The sequence below is a fragment of the Niabella drilacis genome (assembly GCF_900101395.1).
In the GTDB taxonomy this organism is placed as follows: Bacteria; Bacteroidota; Bacteroidia; order Chitinophagales; family Chitinophagaceae; genus Niabella; species Niabella drilacis.
This window is the reverse complement of the sequence record NZ_FMZO01000032.1, coordinates 1-20,616: the sequence shown is the minus strand read 5'-3', so window position 1 is coordinate 20,616 and position 20,616 is coordinate 1. Positions and strand designations below refer to the sequence as shown.

The following is a 20,616-nucleotide window of genomic DNA, read 5'->3' as shown; positions in this document are numbered from 1 at the left end:
CATTGCTTTTACTAACGATGTAAGTATTCTTTTGCGGTAAGCAAGGAGATCGAGCTCCCTTTGAAATCTTTTTTATTCCGGGTTATTATAACGTCTATCTGATGTTCCATGGCTGTAAAATATTGAATCGCATCTTCAAAATCTTTAAAATCAGAAGCAAGTGCCAGCTCAATTATTTTATCATCGATGGGCAGAACGCTAACAAGCACTTTAAATGTTGCCAGTATTTTCTTTGCTTCATCCGGCTTATAGTGCTTCAATAAAATATAATGCGTATTGGCTATGGTTAAAGCCGAAAGGTATAGCCGGATGTCCCCGTTATCACCAAGCGTAAATAATTCCTGTGCTTCAATATAAAAACCTTCCCGCTTTTGAAGCAGGTCTATCACAATATTGGTATCTATAAACACCCTTTTCATTACGAATACTTTTTGGTTAAGTATTCGTGATAATCGCTTTTATAATCTTCTGTTTTCTGCTCACCTGGAATAATACCTGTTAAACGTTCCACCAGTGGGCTTATTTTAGCTTTCGTGCTGTCCTTCTTTGTCAAAGACCCTAAATAGTTTTCAATGAGCTTCGAGAGACTTGTGTGTTGCTCCTTTGCATAGTCTTTCGCGTTATCGATAACAGCCTTATTCAAATTTAATGTCAGCTTTGCATTCATACCGAATCCATTTTACGTGTAAAAATAATATTTTTTTACGTGCAACAGGATCTTTGCTCCCCCTTATCGGGAAACATTTTATGAATTATGGGGCTTATTATTAATAATATTCAACATTTCCTCATGTATCCGTCCGTTTGTGGCCACAATCCGGTGCTGATAGGGAGCATAATGGTCTCCGTTAAAATCGGTAACCTTACCCCCGGCTTCTTCTACAATTAAAAAACCCGCAGCGCTGTCCCAGGCCTCCAGCTTATGCTCATAAAACCCATCAAACCGGCCGGCAGCCACCCAGCAAAGGTCAATGGCAGCTGCACCCAGGCGGCGTACCGGTACTCCTTCCTTTATAAACCGCTCAAATACCTGTAACGGGCCGTTTTCCATATTTATATAAACATAAGGGAACCCCGTCACTAAACAAGATCGCATGGCGTCTGTTTCGGTGCTCACCTTTACCGGCTGGCCATTCAAAGTGGCCCCTTTACCCTTTTCCGCAAAAAACAATTCATTCATATGGGGGTTGTATACCATCCCTAAAATGATCTCCTTTTTATATTCCACGCCAATGGATACACAATTGATGGGGATGCCATGTGCAAAATTGATGGTGCCATCCAGCGGATCGATGATCCATTTATAATCCGACTCCTGCGCCAGCGCACCACTTTCTTCGGTTAATATAAAATGATCGGGGTAATGCCTGCGGATCACCGCAATGATCGCTTTTTCCGATGCATGATCGGCATCGGTAACCAGGTTGTTGCGGCCTTCTTTGTGCTGCACTGAAAAGGATCGCTGAAAATAACGGGTCAGTTCGGCCGCTCCCGCCCGCACGGCTTCTTCCAAAACTGTTGCTAACATAGGGCCAAAGATAACGATTTAGCGGTCAGACTTCAGAATCGGGAACCAGGGCAAACGCATCTGATTTCAGCATTGTTCAGCTCCGGAGGAGCAGCGTGTTTATAGTATTCCGCTGTTTTATCAACCCGGCTCCTGTAGGAGCCGCGTGTTTTGGGCCGGAAATTTTACGCGGCTCCTACAGGAGCCGGGTTTCTCTTTAATACCTTGCTATAAACACGGGGCACTTACAGTGCCTGAAAATGCTCCTGGTGTGCTCTTTTCACCCAATTCAGATGCGTTTGCCCTGAATTGAGAACCGGGATCTGAGACCTGAATAGTCGGCAATCAGTTTAAGATGTCATGTCAACGCCGGAGCCCCTTTTTATACTCACGGTTAAGGTTTCATTTTCTCACATTTTCAACTTTTCAGATTATCCGGGACTGAATTCAGCTATTTTTGTGCGCAGCTCCTGCTTTTTAAAAATGACCCTTTCCATCATCATAGTCAGTTATAATGTTAAATACTTTTTAGAGCACTGCCTGCTATCTGTACAGCGGGCAGCAAAGGATATAGCAACAGAAATCATTGTGGTAGACAACTGCTCCACAGATGGCAGCCTGGAATACCTGCGCCCGCTGTTTCCACAGGTGTTGTTTATTGCCAATAAGGAAAATGCCGGCTTTGGCAGGGCCTGTAACCAGGGGCTTCATCATTCCACAGGCCGGTTTGTATTGTTCCTGAACCCGGATACACTGGTTCCGGAGGATTGTTTTTCCCAATGCCTGCAGGTTTTTGAGCAACATAAAAAAGTGGGCGCATTGGGTATCCGGATGATCAACGGGCAGGGCGTCTTCCTGAAGGAATCCAAGCGGGGTTTTCCCTCCTTTTCCGCTGCTTTTTTTAAACTATCCGGCATTCACCGGCTCTTCCCGGGCTCCCGTTTTTTTAACCGGTACTATATGGGGCACCTGGATGCGCAAAAAGACCAGGTCATTGAAGCGCTGGCCGGCGCCTTTATGCTCCTTCCCCGCTCTGTACTGGAAAAAACAGGCAGTTTTGACGAGTCCTTTTTTATGTATGGAGAGGATATTGATCTTAGCTACCGGGTTTACAAAGCCGGCTATGAAAATTATTATCTTTCGGCCCCGGTCATTATTCATTTTAAAGGCGAAAGCACTGCTAAAAGCAGCCTGGGCTATATCCGTAATTTCTATGGCGCCATGAGCATCTTTGTTAACAAACATTACAGAGGGTTTAAGCAGCTCGGGCTCCGGTTGCTGGTGCACGCCGGTATTGGGGTCCATGCTCCATTCAAATATATGGCAGACCTGCTCCGGGCCCGGCAGCAAAAAACAGCCCGGCCGGAAAGTACAGGGATCATCATTGGCACCCGGGCTTCGGCAAACGCCCTTATTCCCCTGCTGCCTGAAAGGAAAGATACCTCCCTTACCCTTCTTGCGCCCGGGGATCCCCGGCTCGTGGCGCTCCTCCGCGAACAAGCCTCCGCTCCCGTATATATCTGCGAGCAGGACCTCAGCTTTGGCGAACTGATCCGCATCGTTGATCAAAGCCGGCATTCCCGTTTACATTTTTACAGCGGCAACAGTATCATCTCCGGAAGCTGAAGTGATCACCCGGAACTGACAAATTGAAGATCCGGCTGAACAGGAACCCGGCTCCTCAAGGTAGCTAACAACTGTATGATTCCTATTGGTTTTATAGTTACCTTGCAGGCCGTGTAATCTCTTCTTTTGCAGGGAATCACCCGGTATCATACAGCTTTTTATTGAAACCTGTACCCGCAGGCTGCGCAAGCGGTACAGTTTATGTTTATCTTTAGTATATCGGCGGGCAAATGCGTATCTTTGCCGGTTACAGTAGTTAGTAGAATATGGCATCAATAATAGATATTAAATTACCACGATCGATTGCCAGTGCACTGCGACTTCCTAAGCGTAATGCAAAAACACAGCAACAGAAAGTATTAAAAAAACTATTAAAAAAGGCAAGATTTACAGAATTTGGCCAGCTATACCGATTTGACGAGATCCTTCTTTCCAAAAACATCGAAAAAAGCTTTCAGCAGCTGGTGCCCGTGCACGATTATAATAAGATCTATGAGCGCTGGTGGGAAAAAACCCTGGAAGGCAAACCTGATATTACCTGGCCGGGTAAGATCAAATATTATGCACTGAGCTCCGGCACTTCGGAAGCATCCAGCAAATACATCCCGGTAACGGAAGACCTGCTGAAAAGCAACACGATCAATTACATTAAACAGCTGATCAGCGTTTTTGGTTATAAACAGGCCAATAAAAAATCGCTCACCAAGGACTTCCTGATCATTGGCGGTGCCACGAATCTTCAAAAGGGAGAGGCCGGCTGGTTTGCCGGCGATCTGAGCGGCATCCTGGCTAAAAAGCGCCCCTTCTGGTTCCAGACCTTTTATAAACCCGGGGGAAGGATTGCTGCTATTGCAGACTGGAACCAAAAGCTGAATGAGATCGTAGACAATGCCCATAAATGGGATATCGGCTATATTGTAGGAGTACCGGCCTGGTGCCAGATGTGTATGGAAATGGTCATTGAACGTTATAAACTGGCCAATATTCATGAAATATGGCCAAATTTTGGGTTTTTTGTTCATGGAGGTGTAGCTTTTGAGCCCTATAAGAAATCCTTTGACAAGCTCCTTGGCAAACCGATCGTATATGTGGAGAACTATCTCTCCAGCGAAGGTTTTATCGGGTATAAAATGAAGGAAGACCGGGGCATTCAGCTGGTGACCGATAATAATATCTTTTTTGAATTCGTTCCCTTTGACAATTGCAATTTTGATGCAGAAGGTACGATCGTTGATCATCCGGAAGTAAAACTGATCGATGAAGTAGAAGTTGGCAGGGAATATGCACTTTTGATGAGCACAAATGCCGGCAGCTGGCGTTACCTGATCGGAGATACCATCAAGTTCCAGGATAAAGAAAAAGCGGAGGTGATCATTACCGGCCGTACCAGGCATTTTTTAAGCCTGGTGGGGGAGCATCTGAGTGTGGAGAATATGAACCGCGCCATCCAGGATGCCAACGACCATTTTAATATCAGTATACAGGAATATACCGTTATCGGTTTGCCCTATGAGGGCTATTTTGCACACCGCTGGTATGTGGCTACCAGCGACCCGGTGAACCACCAGGAGCTGATCGCGTTTATTGATAACAAGCTCCGGGAGATCAACGATGATTATGCAACGGAGCGAACCAGTGCCCTTAAAGAAGTGTTTATTGAAGTATTGCCGCCCGAAACCTTTATGAAGTTTATGGAGCTAAAAGGTAAACTGGGCAGCCAGCACAAGTTTCCGCGGGTTATGAAGGGGCGGATGCTTTTAGACTGGGAAAATTTTTTAAAAACCGGGCAGATTTGACGCCCTTTTTTAAAAACTTCGGCTATATTGTTATCCGATTATGATTGAAGCCTTTATTAAAGGAGTAACCATGGGTTTGGTCCTCTGCCTTGCGGTAGGACCCGTGTTCTTCTCAGTCATCAAGCATAGCATCAACGTAGGCCACCGGGGCGGACTTGCTTTTGTGCTGGGGGTTTCTGCCAGCGACACCATCCTTGCGTTCACCAGTAATTTCTTTTCGCAGTTCTTTACCAGCCTCAGCTCACAAAAAGTGGCCATCAGCATAGTAGGCAGTACGTTCCTTATTGTACTGGGTATTTATTATGCTTTTTTTAAAAAGATCCGTATCCGCGACCGCATCAAACGGACGCCGCCCGTGTTCCGCAAACGGGATTACCTGCAGCTGTTCCTTTCCGGTTTTTTTCTGAACAGCCTCAATCCCGGTATTTTTCTTGTTTGGCTTACCGCCTCCTCCTCGGTTATTACACATACCGTTAATGAGCGTATCATCATCTTCGCATCGGCCCTGCTGGTCGTTTTAGGCACAGACATTACAAAAGTAATGCTGGCCAATAAGATCCGTACCAGGCTTACACCCCGTAACATTCACCTGATGAACCGCATCAACGGTTTTGTGCTGATCAGCTTTGGCATTGCATTGATCATAAGACTCGTCATATAAGTTGATTCTTAAAATTTCCCTAATTTCCTGCTGATCCTGATCTGTCGGGAGAACGATCCTGCGCCTGTATATAAAAAGTAAAGAATAATCTGTTATTTTTATATAATAATGGATCTGTTTGAATAAGATGAAGATTCTGAAAGGTATATGGAAATGGGGCAAAAGGTTGTTTTTGGTACTGTTTGTGGGCCAGCTGATCTATATCGTGCTGCTGAAATGGGTAAACCCGCCCATTACTTTTACACAGATCGGCAGCATTGTAAATGGCCGCGGCTTTCATCAGCAAAACAGATCCGCAGCGGATATTTCTGCAAATGCCCGCCTGGCGGTGATCGCCTCGGAAGATCAGCTGTTCCCCGATCATAATGGTTTTGACTGGAAAAGCATCCAGAAGGCGATGGAATATAATCAGAAAAAGCCAGGCCGCTTAAGAGGCGCCAGTACCATCAGCCAGCAAACCGCCAAAAATGTGTTCCTATGGCAGGGCAGAAGCTGGCTGCGCAAGGGGCTGGAAACCTATTTTACGTTTATGATCGAAAAGATCTGGGGTAAAAAAAGGATCCTTGAAGTATACCTGAATGTAGCGGAAACAGGCAACGGTATCTTTGGGATTGAACAGGCGTCTCAATCCTATTTTAATAAGCCGGCAAAAGATCTTACGCAATATGAAGCAGCAGCCATTGCTGCCGTGTTACCCAACCCTGTAAAGCTGAATGTTAAACCCATGTCGCCCTATGTTTCTTCCAGGGCAAGAAAGATCGGACAGCAAATGAATTTTCTGAAGCCCGACCGGGACATTCAAAACCTCATCCGGTAAACAAGCCCTTAAAACTATCAGTGCGCTTCTTTGGGCAGCGCCCCCACCATTTGCTCGGTGTCCTCCATAAACTTTTGCCAGTAGTCCTGGTCGCCGCTAAGGCTCCCTCTTTTTTCCAGAAAAGACTCCCCGTTAGTAACCACCCCCAGGTAAAGCACATGGCCTGGTCCCAAAGGAGAAAAAGTAGATTTTATACGATGCAGCAGCCTTTTAACTTCCTCCAGGTCCGTTGCGGCCACCGCCTGCCCCAGGTGAAGGCGATCTTCTTGCCACTGTACTTTTATCTCGTTCAGGATATCGTTTACCGCATTGGCATCATTTCCCAGCAGGTCCTTTAAGTAGTCAAGACTGTTGTATGGGGTTTCCGCATTATGTAAAACGGGCTCTGTCATGGTCGCTAGCATTGTGTCAATCTGTTTTGTTATGGTTACGGGTTTACGGGGCTGCACTCTGCCAAAATACAGAAGCAGGTTATTGATCAGGGGCTTTTATTTTTTACAAAAGATGCAGCTTTGCCAGCAGCGCATCTTTATAACTTTCTGAAACGGGTATCGGCTGGTTTTTAATATAGACCAACCTGTTCTCAATATACTCTACCTTATCAATTGCGATCACATAGCTCCGGTGCACTCTCACAAACTTTTCCGGCGAGAACTTGTCTTCAATTGTTTTAAGGCTTCCATGGACCATATACATTTTATCCGGCAGGTTAAACTGCACATAGTCACCTTTTGCCTCCATCCATAAAATATCATCCACATTTATTTTACGGATCACCTTGTTCTCTTTTATAAAAAGATGTTTGGGTGTGATCGCCTCCGGCTGTTGCGACTGCTTGAACCGGATCAACTCCTGCACTCTGTCTACAGCGGCCAGCACCCGGGTAAGCGTAAACGGTTTCACCAGGTAATCCAGCACATTTAACTCAAAGGCCTCTACGGCGTATTGTTCTTTTGCTGTTGTTAAAATAGTGTGCGGCCTGTTGGGCAAAAGCTTCAACAGATCCAGGCCACTCATCTCCGGCATTTCAACATCCAAAAACAGGATATCAACGTGATTGGCTTCTAAAAAACGTTTTGCTTCGAGGGCGCTTTCGCATTCGCCAACAACGTTTATATTATTTACATTTAAAAGAATCTTTTTTAAAAGGACCCGCGCTACCTTGTTATCATCAACCAATAAGCATATAAGAGGGCCATTTACATTCATTTATATAGTCTAAGGTCGCCTAAAGATAGGAAAAATTTATCATTTGAAAAATTGATCCCGGTTAAATTAGGAAAACGAACGATCTATTGCGGGGCCCAAAAAAGAAAAAGGGTTATCTGCCAGCCGGCGGATAACCCTTAAAAAGTTCTCTTATTTTTAATTACTTCTTAAACTGGGGAATGATGCTGTTGGCCAGTTCCACCATTTTCTTCAGCCCCTCTTCCGGCAGGGCGCCTTTCTTGAATTCGGCCAGTACATCGGGGTACTTGTTTTCCATCTCCAGCAGGAAGTGCTCTTCAAATTCTTTCACTTTGCTTACAGGCACATCCTTGATCAGGCCATTGGTACCGAGATAAATAATAGCCACCTGTTTTTCAACAGAATAGGGTGAGTATTGAGGCTGTTTCAGCAGCTCTACGTTCCGTGCACCTTTATCAATTACGTTCTTGGTAGCGGCATCCAGGTCTCCCCCGAATTTGGAGAAGGCTTCCAGCTCGCGGTATAGCGCCTGATCCAGCTTCAAAGTACCGGCTACTTTTTTCATGGATTTGATCTGCGCGTTACCACCTACACGGCTTACGGAGATACCCACGTTGATGGCCGGACGGATACCGGAAAGGAACAGTGAAGATTCCAGGAAGATCTGGCCATCTGTAATGGAGATCACGTTCGTAGGGATATAAGCAGATACGTCACCCGCCTGTGTTTCGATGATCGGCAGCGCGGTTAAGGAACCGCCTCCTTTTACCAGGTGCTTGATCGATTCCGGCAGATCATTCATGTCCTTAACGATCTCGTCGTTATTGATCACTTTCGCAGCTCTTTCCAGCAAACGGCTGTGCAGGTAGAATACATCACCGGGATATGCTTCACGGCCCGGGGGGCGACGCAGCAGCAGGGAAACCTCACGGTAAGCGACCGCCTGTTTTGACAGATCATCATAAATGATCAGCGCCGGGCGACCCGTATCGCGGAAATATTCACCGATAGCAGCACCCGCAAACGGAGCGTAGAACTGCAGCGGAGCCGGGTCAGAAGCAGAAGCGGCCACGATGGTGGTATATTCCATCGCGCCATTGTCTTCCAGGGTTTTCATCACACCGGCAATGGTAGATGCTTTCTGTCCGATGGCTACATAAATACAATATACAGGCTTGCCTGCATTAAAAAATTCTTTCTGGTTGATAATGGTATCAATCGCGATTGCGGTTTTACCGGTCTGACGGTCGCCGATGATCAGCTCCCGCTGGCCACGGCCGATAGGAATCATCGCATCGATCGCTTTAATACCGGTTTGCAGCGGCTCTTTTACCGGCTCCCGGAAGATAACCCCGGGGGCTTTACGCTCCAGCGGCATTTCATAAAGCTCTCCGGAAATGGGTCCTTTACCATCGATCGGCTGCCCCAGTGTGTTTACTACACGGCCGGTCATGCCTTCTCCTACTTTAATAGAAGCGATCTGGTTGGTACGGCGCACCCTTGAACCTTCTTTAATATCCTTACCTTCACCCATCAGTACCACACCCACGTTGTCTTCTTCCAGGTTCAGCGCAATGGCCCGTACACCGCCTTCAAACTCAACAAGTTCACCATACCTTACATTTCCAAGGCCATAAACGCGGGCGATACCATCCCCCACCTGTAATACGGTACCAATTTCCTCTAAATCCGCCTGGGCATTAAAGTTGCTCAGCTGCTCCCGAAGGATGGCACTTATTTCGTCTGGTTTTATTTCCGGCATAAATAATGATATTTAATACTTTGTTGTGTAGAAACGTAGCCTAACGCCCGTTTTCAGGCTGCAAAAGTAGTGTATTACGGGATTCCTAACAAAAAATAAGGATGTGAATATTTTTTGCTACAGCAATTCCAATACCGCAAAATACCGGTCAGCTTACCGGCTGCTTTTAAGTTTTGGGATGACGGAAAGACCCGGGGGCGGTCGTGCTCCATTTTATTTATAGCACCAGCACTCCGCTGGCTTCAAACCGTACCTGTTTTTCGGGCGCGGTGATGGCATCGATCTCCGCCTGTGGTTTTTTGGCATCCTCTGCGTAGTGTTTCAGCTCATTCACGGACACCAGCTTCTGACGGGCCACCCCTTCCAGCACTACCGTTTTGCCGGCAATAGCCGTTGGTACAAAAAAGCCATAGTCCTTAAATTTAACCTGCATTTTGGTATTATCCGGCAGCTCCATCGTGAGCCAGCAGCCCTTTTTAGCACAAACCGCCAAAACAGTTCCCTTTATCCTGGCCTTTACCCCATCCTCTTTTGAGGAAGAAAGTTTTCCGGCCAGCTCCTCCAGGGAAAGGGCGCCTTTCGCAATTATTTTTTCACCATAGGCATCTCCTTTCCGGGCGCTTCCGGCAGGAGGTTGCGCATATAATAATATACCTGCAAACAGGGGCAGGATCAGCAACAGTACTTTTCTCATATTTAGAAGATTACGTTCAGGTTAAAATTACAAATTAAAGGCAATCATCGATCTTTTTTGCCAGTTTATGATCTTTTTCAGTCACAATATCCCCGGCATCATGCGTCGAAAGCCAGACTTCCACAGTATTATAGGTATTGGTCCAGGCAGGATGATGGTCCATTTTTTCGGCTGCCAGCGCCACCCGGGTCATAAAACCAAAGGCTTCATTAAAATCCTTAAAGGAGAATTTCCGGTAGAGTTTATTGTCGTTTTCCGTCCACATAACAAAGGTTTTAAAAGATCAGGTAATCCTTGTTTTTTATTTTCTCGTTTGTGAGCTCAGTAATCAGCTGCACCCCCGGTATTTCCCGCAACCAGGCTTTTACCTGTTCCAGGTATTCATCGGTCACCGTGTCATTTTTCATCAGCCACAGGAAATCGAGGTGTTTAAATTCCGGCAGCAGGAACTCTCCGTCGTACAGGTTATTATATAAATAATGACACAGAGAGCTGTTGGGATCCCGGTACTCGTACACGGAAAAAAAATAGAGCCGCCTTTTCCGTTTGAGCTTTATCTCAATATCATGGTTGATCCGGAAATCCAGTTCCAGCAAATTGTTCAGATTCCAGCAAAACTTATAATCCTTCACCGTTGTTACGATCCCCAGGAGTTTGGTGTCTTCAAAAAACTCCTCCGTGATCTGGTCGGTATTTAAAGATAGTTTTACAGTGGCCATAAATGATCGGTTTTTCCGGTAACAGCACCACAAAGCAGTCTCTTGCCGAAATGACGCTGTAAAGGTAGCAAATAATGGGCCGGCGCGGCGATTCCACCTGCTTTTGTCTGGCTTATTTTGCCGCAGGCGCAGCGATGTTGTTATGCAAATATACAGATGCAGTGTTTTGTATTCTGGTCTTTTCCCTGGTTATGCAAAAACATGCTGATGATCCGGCTTTTTCTACACCCCGTATGTGGGAACCGCCGATCCCTTCATATAAAGCTATTCATTTTTACTCCGGCCAACCATATGCCCGTTTACGAAAACTCCTGTATAAAACCGGAGAGCGGTACTTCCTGGGGCAGGCCAAATTTCTTGCGCAGCCGGTACCGGGCTATTTCCACGCCCTTTAAGGTAATATTCAGCAGCTGTGCAATTTCTTTTGAGGAAAGGTTCATCTTGACATAGGCACAGATCTTCATGTCGCTGGGTGTCAGCAACGGATAGGCTGCTTTTATCTTGTGAAGGAAGTTATTGTGTACCTGGTCAAAATGAATGGAAAACTGGTTCCAGTCGCCCTCTTTTTTCTCTTCTTCCAGGATCAGCTTCAGCAGCTTGTTAAATCCTTTTTTTTCTTCATGATTACTGATCTTCTTGATCCCGTCAGAAACTTCCTCTTTTATCTTACCCAGCAACCGGCCTCGTTTATATAAGTGCATTGTGGTGGTGGCCAGCTCCTTGTTCTTATACATCACTTCTGTTTCCAGCCGTTCTTTCTGAAGCTGGATGATCTGCTTATCGCTGCGGTCCCGCTCAAGCTCATGAATATACCGGAGCTGCTCCTGCTCATACTCATACACCTGCTGCTGTTTCCGGAGCCGGCGCTGGTAGATCTTATGCACCAGGAAAAACAGCAGTAACAGCAGTAACAGGTAGCTCCCATAAGCCAGCCAGGTCTGGTACCAGCGCGGAAGGATTTCAAAAGTATAAGCCACCGGTGCGCTGATGCGGCCCCTGTGGTCCATGGCTCTTACCTCGAAGGTATAGCGCCCGTAAGGCAGGTTGGTATAATCCTTATCCGTTTTTGACGACCAGGGAGAGGCTGTTTCATCAAAACCCTTTAGCTGGTAACGGTACAGGGTCTTATCGGCATAGGCATAATCATCCGCGGCAAATTCAAAATGAACAGAGCGGTAGCGGGGTAAGAGCTTTAAAAACTGCTCTGCATCCTGCAAGGCCGCCGGTTTTCCTTTTGACACAAAGTACCCGTTGAAAAGAACCGAATCATTTTGCCCGATCGTTTGTACTTTGCTCAGCTGAACAGCAATGCCGGGCTGCTCCCGCAGGTATTGCTCATAATTAAGATGCAGGATCCCTTTATAGGAATTAATAAAAATATTCCTGCTGTTAAACGGGTATATGTTCTCAAAACCGGCAATCAGCTGCCCATCCAGCTCGGAAAAATAGCGGATCTCGTTGTGCGCCGCCACACCCATTCTTTTTTCGGTGGCAAACCAGATCCTGCCCGCAGCATCCTGGGTCATAAATTTTATGGAAAGTGATCCAAAAACAGGCTGATACCTGGCGGATCGCCTGAACCGGTTGCCGGGGTAATCCCATTCATAAATTCCCTGCTCTGTGGCAAAAACAATATTCCCGTCTATTTTAAAAACAAAATTATTATTGTTGCTGGGCAGTCCTTCACGTGTGGTGAGCTGGTCCACCGCCATTTCCCGCTCATAACCGGCATCCATCCGGATGCGATAGATCCCCCGGTACGGATGTGAGGCCCAGATCGTATGGTGCAGGGAATCTGTTTCAATAAACCGGAGCGACTGTTTAAGACTGGTCTTAAAGGAAAGATCGCGGCGAAGCCCCCCCTCTCCCGGTACAAACAGTTCTATCCCGGCATAGGTGCCCGCAACCACTTTCTGCTGTCCCGGTATTGTACGGTAAAGCCAGGTACCCCCGATCCCATTATTCAGCAGTTGTGCCCGGCCGTTTTTTACCATAAAAGCCCCGTCATTCATACCAATCAATACCTGGTTGGCCGGCGTACTGATGCTCCAGACCTGCCCGGCTGTGGAACCCAGTTTTTGAAAGTCATTCTGTGAAAAACTTTGATCGGCCGACTCCGGAACGGAGAGCTTTGTGAAATAGGCTCCGTCAGAAGTGCCGATATATAAATATCCGTTGTGCACGGCAGCTGTATAGGCTGCAACGGGCGCTTTTGCATCGGGGCTGATCAATTGAAGCGGGGCATCATAATTGATCAGGTCGATCCCCTCATCCAACCCTACCCAAAGCGCCGATCGCCGGTCTTTAAACAGCGTTAGCACATTGTTGTTCTGAAGGCCGTTGTCAACTGAAAAATGGCGCAATATGGCTCCGGACCGGTCCAGGAAAAAAACGCCCCCCGAAACCGTACCCACTGCGTATGTTGCTTCATCTACTTTACAGGCAGTATATATCTGGGCTTTTTTAACCAGCGGGCTCACCGGCAGGGGGGTCAGCCGGTTATCCCGGAGCAAAAAAACACCCTCGCGCAAGGTAGCCACCAGCAGTGAATCCCGGCCAAATGCCAGCATGGAGGTAATGACCGATCTTTTCAGATCATTCCCGCCCAGCGGCTGCCATTGCTGATCCCTGAACACCACCAATCCGTTCTCATCATTTTTTGCATACAGCACTCCGTGACCGGCCTCCAGGAAATCCCACCTGGATTGATGGGGTGTGGAAAAAACGGTTGCATTATTGTTCCGCAGATCCAGCTGGTATATTTTATTATACGTTCTGAAAAAAATGCAGTTTTCAAACAATACGATCTTCCAAACATCTCCAAACAGGCGGTCCGCCGGCCTGATCCGCTCAACTAATGAATGATATACCAGGTTGCCGGTCTGATCCGGGAAAAAATAGCCAAACTCACCCTGCCCTCCTATATATATTTTATCGTCCGCGGCAATCAATAACGACCTGACAATGGTCTTGTTGGGAAGCTTATATAGTTTCCATTCCTTGCCATTGTAAGACAGCAGCCCCGAGTTGTTGGCGAAATAAAGGGTCCCGAACCGGTCTTGTGCAGCCTGCCAGGTTTGCGCCCCCGCAGCTATTGATTTATGAGAAAAATTGATGGTATTGGGCAGCCCGATAATGTTTTGGGCAGCCACAAGCAGGGGAAAAAGTATAAAAAAGCAAGCTGATAATTTTTTCAAATGCTCCGGGTCTTATTTTTAATAGCTAAAGATCGTTATTTTTCTACAACTACTTTTGTGGGGATCTAAACACTTAATAATCAATAATATTTTTTCCCGATGTAGTGTAGATGTAGGGCCTCCGGATTTTATAAACAGCCCTTTCTATTGCATTTTTGCAAGTATATTATTACTGCCTGCGGGGAACTTTTGCCAGCAATTGAAAATAAAACGGTATGCTTCATTTATGCGTCAGGAAATGATTGCCTGCTTCTCCCGGGTTTAAAAAAAGTTGACCATTTATTAATATTTAAACGTTATGAGTAAATTTTCAGGGTTTCTTTTGGGACTTGTTCTGTTTTGTAACCTGGCGGCCGCGCAGGCAGGAACAATTACCGGCAAAGTGGTAAATGAAACGGAGGAGCCGCTGGCCGGAGCCACCGTTACCGTACTGGAAACAGGCATGAGCACACAAACAGATGAAAAAGGGATCTTTTCGGTTGTGGCCAATGCCACACAGCAACTGCAGGTATCGTATATTGGTTATGAAACGCAGCAGCAAACTATAGGAGCCGCACAGGACATCCGGATCGTCATGCACGCAGAAAATGACCGGAAACTGGAAACGGTGGTCGTTACCGCCCTTGGATTGAAACGGCAGAGCCGGTCGCTGGGCTACTCCACACAGGAGGTAAAGGGCAACACCCTGCAAACCGTTAAAGGCGTTGATGTAGGGACCTCCCTCACCGGGAAAGTTTCGGGGCTTATGGTAAAGAACAGCGCGGAATTTTTATCGGAACCGGAATTAACGCTGCGTGGCGAAAAACCGCTTTTGGTGATTGACGGGATCCCCTATGGCAACATGACATTAAGAGACGTTCCCGCCGATGACATCGAATCCATCAACTTTCTGAAGGGAGCCACCGCTTCTGCACTGTACGGAGAAAGAGGAGGAAGCGGGGCCATAATGATCACCACCAAAAGAGGCGGCAGCCAAAAAGGGCTGGCGGTAACATTCAACAGCAGCACCCTGTTTGAAGCCGGCTACCTGGCTATACCGGAAATGCAAAGCAGGTACGGCCGTGTGGTAAACACCGCAACCAATACCTATGTGCGATCCGCAGATGGCTCCTGGGGCCCTCCGCTCGATGGCCAGGACGTGATCCAGTGGGACCCTGTCAGCAAAACCATGAAGGCTATGCCCTTTTTGCCAACCGGGAAAGACAACTTCAAAAATTTTCAGCAACAGGGCTATATCTTAAATAATAACCTGAGCATCGTACAAACCGGGGACATGGGCAGCCTCAGGGCCTCCGCATCCTGGATGGAAAACAAAGGCACGTACCCCAACGCCCGTTTTGATAAGATCACGTACAGTGTTGGCGGTGATATAAAGATCAACCGGTTCTCCCTTTCAACAACCCTCTCCTATAACAACCACGCTTCACCCAATACCGGCTTTAACGGGTATACGGGGTATGATCCGATGTACAGCATGCTGGTATGGGGATCTCCTGACTGGGATATCAGGGATTATAAGGATTACTGGCTGGTACCGAATGAAGTGCAGAACAGCAGCTATACTGCAGGAAATAACAACCCCTACTTTGACCGGTATGAGCGGCTCCATCCCTATAAAAAAGACATTTTTAACGGCCAGCTTACCCTGAACTATGAATTGACCGACTGGCTGAAAGCAATGGTAAGAACGGGATACGACACTTATAGTAATAAACAGGAGGTGCGCGTTTCCAAAGGCTCTTTCCAGGGCGGGGGCAGCAGTAAGGTACTGGCCGGCGGTACCGAGATCTGGGGTGAGTCGCAGAAAGGCTCCTATAATATTGGTATCGGCCGTGGATTCAGCACCAACACGGATGCCATGCTGATGGCGCAAAAGAAATGGAGCAACTTTTCCTTTGACGGATTTCTTGGAACCTCCGTTTTTTATAAACAGGACGAGGGAATGGAAGCCCGTACCCAAAGCGGCCTGTCCATCCCCGCCTATTATTCGTTAAAAGCATCCGTTGGCCCCGCCAGCGTGGCCTCCCTTATTTCGAGGAAGCAGGTCAACAGCGTTTACGGGAAACTGGGTGCCGGCTGGCGTAACCTGGCTTTTATTGAAGGAACATTCCGGAACGACTGGGCGTCTACACTTTCCAAAGATACGCGCTCCTTCTTTTATCCCAGCGTGGCCGGAAGCTTTATACCCAGTGAACTGCTGCCCCGTAATAACTGGCTCTCCTACTGGAAGCTAAGAGGGTCCTGGACGGCCTACCGCATACCGGCCGACATTTATGATATTAATAATGTATATACCATTGCCACCAATCAGTGGGGGTCCATGAGCTCAGCCGCCTTTCCTACCAGCATCCGCCCCTCCAACATCTTTTCCGAGGGGTCAGCCACTACCGAACTGGGTACAGACCTCAGTTTCCTGCGCAACCGCATTCACCTCGATGTGGCCCTGTACCGCAAGCGGGGCTTTGATTATATTGTAAAAGCGCCCATCAGCCCATCCTCGGGCTACCAGAATGTTTACACCAACAGCGGGGAAGAACGGACCCGCAAAGGCATTGAGATCAGCCTGAATGCCACGCCGGTAAAAACAGCCGATTTCTCGTGGAACCTGGGCCTGAACTGGTCTAAATATGCAACCTACTTTACAAAGATCGATACCCTATACTCCGTAAATAACCGGTCCTGGGTAGATGTGGGCAAACGGGCGGATTACTATCTTATTAATGCCTACCAAACAGATCCTGCCGGCAATATGGTATTCAATAACGGCGCGCCCACCTACCAGCCCATTTCGTCCATAGCAGGTTATGCCGATCCTGACTGGATCTGGGGATTTAATACCAGCTTTAATTATAAAAATCTTTCCCTTGCCGTTTCACTGGACGGCAGGGTGGGCGGCCTGGCACAGTCCGTTACCGAAATGTATATGTGGCGCTCCGGCAACCACCCGCTATCGGTAACAGAAGAGCGTTACCTGGATGCTACCAGGCCCGGTACCAAAAATTACCTGGGGCAGGGTGTAAAAGTGATCTCCGGCAGCATCACCTACGATGCCAATAACAATGTAGTAAGCGATACCCGTGCGTTTGCGCCGAACGATGTTTACACAACCTACAAATCGTACCTGGAAGGGCTTCATAAAGGAACCGCCTGGGGAGGTGCGCCCTCCGCAGCCGACCTCTACAGTACTACCTTTTTAAAACTGAGAGAGGTGGCGCTTACTTACCGCCTCCCGGTTGCCTGGACGCAAAAGATCCATTCAAAGGGAATTTCGGTGGCTGCCATCGGGCAGAACCTGGTATACTGGGCAAAACAATTTAAGTACTCTGATATCGACGGCGGCACAGAAAACTTTACAGATCCTTCTATGCGCTATATCGGGTTGAACATTAAACTTGACTTTTAAATCCTTTTTGATCCTTCTTCATAAAGAATATATATGAAACAAATAATGAAAAAGACAGGGCTGTTGTGTTTATCCGGCGTCCTCCTGCTGAGCTCCTGCAGTAAGTTTGGCGAGATCAATACCAACCCCGACGCAACGGAAAAGGTAAACGCCTCACTGCTGGCCACCAATATTATTTTACAAAATCTGAAATTCCAGGGGCGCGATGCCAAGGCCTGCCTTTCGGATAACGGGCTGGCCAAGTACATTGCTTATGGCAACGAAACCATTCTTTCCTCGCAGTACAACTACCTGGGTGCAACAGACTTTGGTCCCATGCTCCTGGCTACGAACGCTGCCAGTATGGTGAACTATGCCACAGGAAGTGTAATGGAAGATTCCTATAAAGGCCTTGCAAAATTTTCGCGTGCCTATATGTTTTACAACCTCACCATGCAGGTAGGCGATATTCCCTATAGCGCTGCAGGACAGGGTGGTTCGGGAAATATCCGGGCAGCCTATGATACACAGGAAGAGGTATTGCGTGGTATCCTGGACGAGCTCAAAGAAGCCGACCAGTATTTTGCCCGGGGCGTCAGGTTTGATGGCGACCCCAGCCCCTATGCCGGCGACCCGGACAAATGGCGCCGGGCCGTTAATGCCTTTTCATTGAAAGTGCTGTTGTCCTTAAGCCCGAAAGCCGGTACGGCGTCGCTTGATATCAAAAACCGCTTTGCCGCCATTGCCAACAGTGGTGCGCTGCTGCAAAACAATACCGGATTCCTGGGGCTTAACTACTCCACCACCAACGTGCATCCGCTATCCGGGACCAACGATCTTTTTACCAGCCGCACCATCATCAGCGCCCTGGTCATCGACCAGCTGAAGCAACTGAACGACCGCCGGCTTTATTATTTTGCGGACCCGGCAAAGGCCCAGATCACCAATGGGGTGCCCGAGTCGGATCCCGCAGCCTATGTGGGCGCTGATGTATCTGCCGACTATAACGACATTACCGCCAACCTCATTGCCAACAAATATGCGCTGATCAATTCCCGCTATCTCAAAGAGGCGGTGGGCGACCCCCGGATCCTGATCTCCTATGCCGAGCAGCAACTGGTACTGGCCGAAGCCCGCATACTGGGCTGGATCACCACGGGCAGCGCTAAAGCGTATTATGAGTCCGGTGTAAAAGCCGCCCTGGCAACACTGCTGAACGCAAAAGCCTCCTATGCACACGGTATGCCCCTTACACAGGCATATATTGACGGGTACTTTACCGGCGAAGCCGCATTTAAATCCAGCCCGGATGATCAGCTGAAGCAGATCTGGTTGCAACGTTACCTGCTCAATTTTATGCAGGATCCGCAAACGGCCTTCTTTGAATACCGCAGAACAAAATTCCCCGCGTTTCCCGTAAACCCCGCTACTTCTTTAAATGAAAATAATAAAAATGCCATCCCGGTGCGCTGGTTATATCCTTCGTCTGAGGTCAACTACAACAAAGCCAACCTGATCGAAGCGCTGAACCGCCAGTATGGTGGCGTAGATGAAATCAATAAAGTAATGTGGCTTTTAAAATAACGAACAAGATCCCGGGTTTACCGGGATTTTTTTTGAGGTACAGCAATCAGTCTTTGATTGCGCTGTTTACCGTTACTATTTCCCGATCTTCGCGCGGAACAACCGAAATACCTGCGGCTTTTGCCCAGGCTATTTTAAAACCAGGTTTTATGAATAGATATTTCTTGCTTATTTTTTTATTGGCCGTTTCTGTTGTAAACGCCCAGGTGTCTGAAAAAAAACTGAAAAAACATATCTGTTACCTGGCGGCAGATAATATGAAAGGACGCCAAACGGGAAGTAGAGAAGCGGAAGCCGCCGCAAAATATATTGAACGGAAATTTAAACAATATGGGCTCCAGCCAATGGGTACGGATGGGTTCCGCCAGCATTTTGAAGCGAAGGTCAAAAGGGTGGTGGTCACGGACAGTATCCGGAAAGCGGCGAATATTATCGGGTTTTTAAATAACAATGCCCCCTATACCATCGTGGTGGGGGCGCATTACGACCATATCGGGTACGGGGACCTGGGCAACAGTAAAGATTCGCTGAATATTGGCAAAATACATAACGGTGCAGACGACAACGCATCGGGTGTGGCCGGGCTCCTGGAGCTTGCGAAACATTACGCCAAGAACAGGATCAAAGAGCGGTTCAATCTCCTTTTCATTGCTTTTGGAGCTGAAGAGTTGGGACTTTTGGGTTCAAAATATTTTGTGGAGCACCCCGTTGTTCCTTTAAACACCATCCATTGGATGCTGAATATGGACATGATCGGCAGATACAACCCGGGCAACGGAGTGGCTGTAATTGGGTATGGCACCAGTTCCCGTTTTCCCGAAATTTTTAAAGACATTCCATCCGGTATAAAATTCTATACCGGCCGGGACGGCAATGGCGGCTCGGACCAGACTTCGTTCTACAAAAAGAACATCCCGGTTCTGTTCTTTCATACCGGAGGGCACCCGGACTATCACAAAACGGGGGATGATCCATCCAAAATAGACTTTAAAGCCCTGCGCGCCATTTTGGAATTAGAGATCCGGGTCATTGACCGATCCATGGGGGTGCTGAAAATGGATTTTATCCGGACGAATTAGGATTTGCTGTTTAACCCGGCGACCCATCAAATAATGCTGTAAAACAACGGCCTTCGGGGAAAGGCTCGCCCAAATGCTGCATGGAAAAAGTTACTGATGCTTCAAAATCTGTGCAGAAACTTTGCGCTCTTGTACCTTTTTGTTTGCCCAAAAAGGGCCCCGGAATCGGTTACCGCGCGATTCCGGAGGGTGCTGCTATCCGCTTTGGTGCAGGGTAGCAGGTCCCGCCTCATTTACGGAACCCAGGCGGAACGCTCAGCTTCAGGATTGCTATTATTGCGGGCGGAATGCGCCTTGTGGCGGACTTGTCCCGATCGCCATCCCATGTGCGTCAGGTTAAAAGGAGGTCTATTGCCTTACAATGTAGCACGAATACGAGTTTGGGCCCAAAAAAGACCTGATTTTTTGATAGCAAAAGGCGCAGCGCGCCGCAAATCATTGTAACAGGAGCGTTCAGGAACTTGCTGTTAGCCGCAGCGCGGCGGGAATCTTTTGGGAGGCGATGTATATTACCGGTGCGCTGTACCTCCATTCATTCCTGTGTTCGTTGCTAATAAGTGCAACGCTGCGCTGCAGCTTTCGTGTTAGCAAAATTAACTTAACG

General features: G+C 47.6%; 17 protein-coding genes. 7 read left to right on the top strand and 10 right to left on the bottom strand.

Features of this window, described 5'->3' with window-relative positions; all coding sequences use genetic code 11:
• Window positions 1–11: 11 nt before the first annotated feature.
• From BLS44_RS25540 to BLS44_RS25530, 3 genes are all read right to left on the bottom strand, one after another.
• Complete coding sequence (locus BLS44_RS25540) at window positions 12–419, bottom strand: type II toxin-antitoxin system VapC family toxin (protein ID WP_090393602.1); 408 nt, start codon at window positions 417–419, stop codon at window positions 12–14.
• The gene (locus BLS44_RS25535) at window positions 419–667 is read right to left on the bottom strand and encodes a DUF6364 family protein (protein ID WP_090393601.1); all 249 of its coding nucleotides are present in this window, start codon (window positions 665–667) and stop codon (window positions 419–421) included. Before BLS44_RS25535 ends, BLS44_RS25540 begins: the two co-directional genes overlap by 1 nt.
• A 78-nt stretch (window positions 668–745) precedes the next feature.
• Window positions 746–1,528 (bottom strand): inositol monophosphatase family protein, encoded by a 783-nt coding sequence (locus BLS44_RS25530; RefSeq protein WP_090393600.1) that lies wholly within the window; start codon window positions 1,526–1,528, stop codon window positions 746–748.
• A gap of 462 nt (window positions 1,529–1,990) precedes the next feature.
• On the opposite strand from BLS44_RS25530, the gene BLS44_RS25525 reads away from it, so the two are divergent.
• From BLS44_RS25525 to mtgA, 4 genes are all read left to right on the top strand, one after another.
• Window positions 1,991–3,133, top strand: coding sequence for a glycosyltransferase family 2 protein (locus tag BLS44_RS25525; protein ID WP_176954558.1), 1,143 nt, complete (start codon window positions 1,991–1,993; stop codon window positions 3,131–3,133).
• Window positions 3,134–3,399: 266 nt separating this feature from the next.
• Window positions 3,400–4,929 (top strand): GH3 family acyl-acid amido synthetase, encoded by a 1,530-nt coding sequence (locus tag BLS44_RS25520; protein WP_090393598.1) that lies wholly within the window; start codon window positions 3,400–3,402, stop codon window positions 4,927–4,929.
• A 40-nt stretch (window positions 4,930–4,969) separates the two neighbouring features.
• Window positions 4,970–5,590: a LysE family translocator gene (locus tag BLS44_RS25515; protein WP_090393597.1), complete on the top strand. Its 621-nt coding sequence runs from the start codon at window positions 4,970–4,972 to the stop codon at window positions 5,588–5,590.
• Window positions 5,591–5,717: 127 nt separating this feature from the next.
• Window positions 5,718–6,407 (top strand): monofunctional biosynthetic peptidoglycan transglycosylase, encoded by a 690-nt coding sequence (gene mtgA / locus BLS44_RS25510; protein WP_090393596.1) that lies wholly within the window; start codon window positions 5,718–5,720, stop codon window positions 6,405–6,407.
• 17 nt (window positions 6,408–6,424) lie between these two features.
• Here mtgA and BLS44_RS25505 read toward each other — a convergent pair whose 3' ends face one another.
• The 7 genes from BLS44_RS25505 to BLS44_RS25475 all read right to left on the bottom strand — a co-directional run bounded on the left by BLS44_RS25505 (window position 6,425) and on the right by BLS44_RS25475 (window position 13,967).
• Entirely contained in the window at window positions 6,425–6,811 is a 387-nt protein-coding gene (locus tag BLS44_RS25505; protein ID WP_143019936.1) for a hypothetical protein, read from the bottom strand.
• Between the two features lie 91 nt (window positions 6,812–6,902).
• The gene (locus BLS44_RS25500) at window positions 6,903–7,616 is read right to left on the bottom strand and encodes a LytR/AlgR family response regulator transcription factor (RefSeq protein WP_090393594.1); all 714 of its coding nucleotides are present in this window, start codon (window positions 7,614–7,616) and stop codon (window positions 6,903–6,905) included.
• 160 nt (window positions 7,617–7,776) lie between these two features.
• Entirely contained in the window at window positions 7,777–9,357 is a 1,581-nt protein-coding gene (gene atpA, locus BLS44_RS25495; RefSeq protein ID WP_090393593.1) for a F0F1 ATP synthase subunit alpha, read from the bottom strand.
• 217 nt (window positions 9,358–9,574) lie between these two features.
• Window positions 9,575–10,051: a DUF4920 domain-containing protein gene (locus BLS44_RS25490; RefSeq protein WP_090393592.1), complete on the bottom strand. Its 477-nt coding sequence runs from the start codon at window positions 10,049–10,051 to the stop codon at window positions 9,575–9,577.
• Window positions 10,052–10,085: 34 nt separating this feature from the next.
• A complete protein-coding gene (locus tag BLS44_RS25485) occupies window positions 10,086–10,316 on the bottom strand; it encodes a 4a-hydroxytetrahydrobiopterin dehydratase (protein ID WP_090393591.1) in 231 nt (76 codons plus the stop codon).
• A 10-nt stretch (window positions 10,317–10,326) separates the two neighbouring features.
• The gene (locus tag BLS44_RS25480) at window positions 10,327–10,770 is read right to left on the bottom strand and encodes an IPExxxVDY family protein (RefSeq protein WP_090393590.1); all 444 of its coding nucleotides are present in this window, start codon (window positions 10,768–10,770) and stop codon (window positions 10,327–10,329) included.
• Between the two features lie 299 nt (window positions 10,771–11,069).
• Window positions 11,070–13,967 carry a triple tyrosine motif-containing protein gene (locus BLS44_RS25475; protein ID WP_090393589.1) on the bottom strand — a complete coding sequence of 966 codons (2,898 nt, stop codon included), beginning with the start codon at window positions 13,965–13,967 and terminating at the stop codon, window positions 11,070–11,072.
• Window positions 13,968–14,265: 298 nt separating this feature from the next.
• Between BLS44_RS25475 and BLS44_RS25470 the strand changes: the two genes are divergently transcribed.
• The 3 genes from BLS44_RS25470 (at window position 14,266) to BLS44_RS25460 (ending at window position 20,012) form a co-directional block, all read left to right on the top strand.
• Entirely contained in the window at window positions 14,266–17,370 is a 3,105-nt protein-coding gene (locus BLS44_RS25470; protein ID WP_090393588.1) for a SusC/RagA family TonB-linked outer membrane protein, read from the top strand.
• Between the two features lie 33 nt (window positions 17,371–17,403).
• Window positions 17,404–18,933 carry a SusD/RagB family nutrient-binding outer membrane lipoprotein gene (locus BLS44_RS25465; RefSeq protein WP_090393587.1) on the top strand — a complete coding sequence of 510 codons (1,530 nt, stop codon included), beginning with the start codon at window positions 17,404–17,406 and terminating at the stop codon, window positions 18,931–18,933.
• Between the two features lie 149 nt (window positions 18,934–19,082).
• Entirely contained in the window at window positions 19,083–20,012 is a 930-nt protein-coding gene (locus tag BLS44_RS25460; protein WP_090393606.1) for a M20/M25/M40 family metallo-hydrolase, read from the top strand.
• Window positions 20,013–20,616: the final 604 nt, after the last annotated feature.

Bases quoted from the DNA above. Each gene is read 5' to 3' on its own strand.
- BLS44_RS25480 (WP_090393590.1), bottom strand. From the start codon at position 10,770: ATGGCCACTGTAAAACTATCTTTAAATACCGACCAGATCACGGAGGAG.
- BLS44_RS25485 (WP_090393591.1), bottom strand. From the start codon at position 10,316: ATGTGGACGGAAAACGACAATAAACTCTACCGGAAATTCTCCTTTAAG.
- BLS44_RS25505 (WP_143019936.1), bottom strand. From the start codon at position 6,811: ATGCTAGCGACCATGACAGAGCCCGTTTTACATAATGCGGAAACCCCA.
- BLS44_RS25460 (WP_090393606.1), top strand. From the start codon at position 19,083: ATGAATAGATATTTCTTGCTTATTTTTTTATTGGCCGTTTCTGTTGTA.
- BLS44_RS25490 (WP_090393592.1), bottom strand. From the start codon at position 10,051: ATGAGAAAAGTACTGTTGCTGATCCTGCCCCTGTTTGCAGGTATATTA.
- BLS44_RS25525 (WP_176954558.1), top strand. From the start codon at position 1,991: ATGACCCTTTCCATCATCATAGTCAGTTATAATGTTAAATACTTTTTA.
- BLS44_RS25465 (WP_090393587.1), top strand. From the start codon at position 17,404: ATGAAACAAATAATGAAAAAGACAGGGCTGTTGTGTTTATCCGGCGTC.
- BLS44_RS25520 (WP_090393598.1), top strand. From the start codon at position 3,400: ATGGCATCAATAATAGATATTAAATTACCACGATCGATTGCCAGTGCA.
- BLS44_RS25535 (WP_090393601.1), bottom strand. From the start codon at position 667: ATGAATGCAAAGCTGACATTAAATTTGAATAAGGCTGTTATCGATAAC.
- BLS44_RS25500 (WP_090393594.1), bottom strand. From the start codon at position 7,616: ATGAATGTAAATGGCCCTCTTATATGCTTATTGGTTGATGATAACAAG.
- mtgA (WP_090393596.1), top strand. From the start codon at position 5,718: ATGAAGATTCTGAAAGGTATATGGAAATGGGGCAAAAGGTTGTTTTTG.
- BLS44_RS25470 (WP_090393588.1), top strand. From the start codon at position 14,266: ATGAGTAAATTTTCAGGGTTTCTTTTGGGACTTGTTCTGTTTTGTAAC.
- atpA (WP_090393593.1), bottom strand. From the start codon at position 9,357: ATGCCGGAAATAAAACCAGACGAAATAAGTGCCATCCTTCGGGAGCAG.
- BLS44_RS25540 (WP_090393602.1), bottom strand. From the start codon at position 419: ATGAAAAGGGTGTTTATAGATACCAATATTGTGATAGACCTGCTTCAA.
- BLS44_RS25515 (WP_090393597.1), top strand. From the start codon at position 4,970: ATGATTGAAGCCTTTATTAAAGGAGTAACCATGGGTTTGGTCCTCTGC.
- BLS44_RS25530 (WP_090393600.1), bottom strand. From the start codon at position 1,528: ATGTTAGCAACAGTTTTGGAAGAAGCCGTGCGGGCGGGAGCGGCCGAA.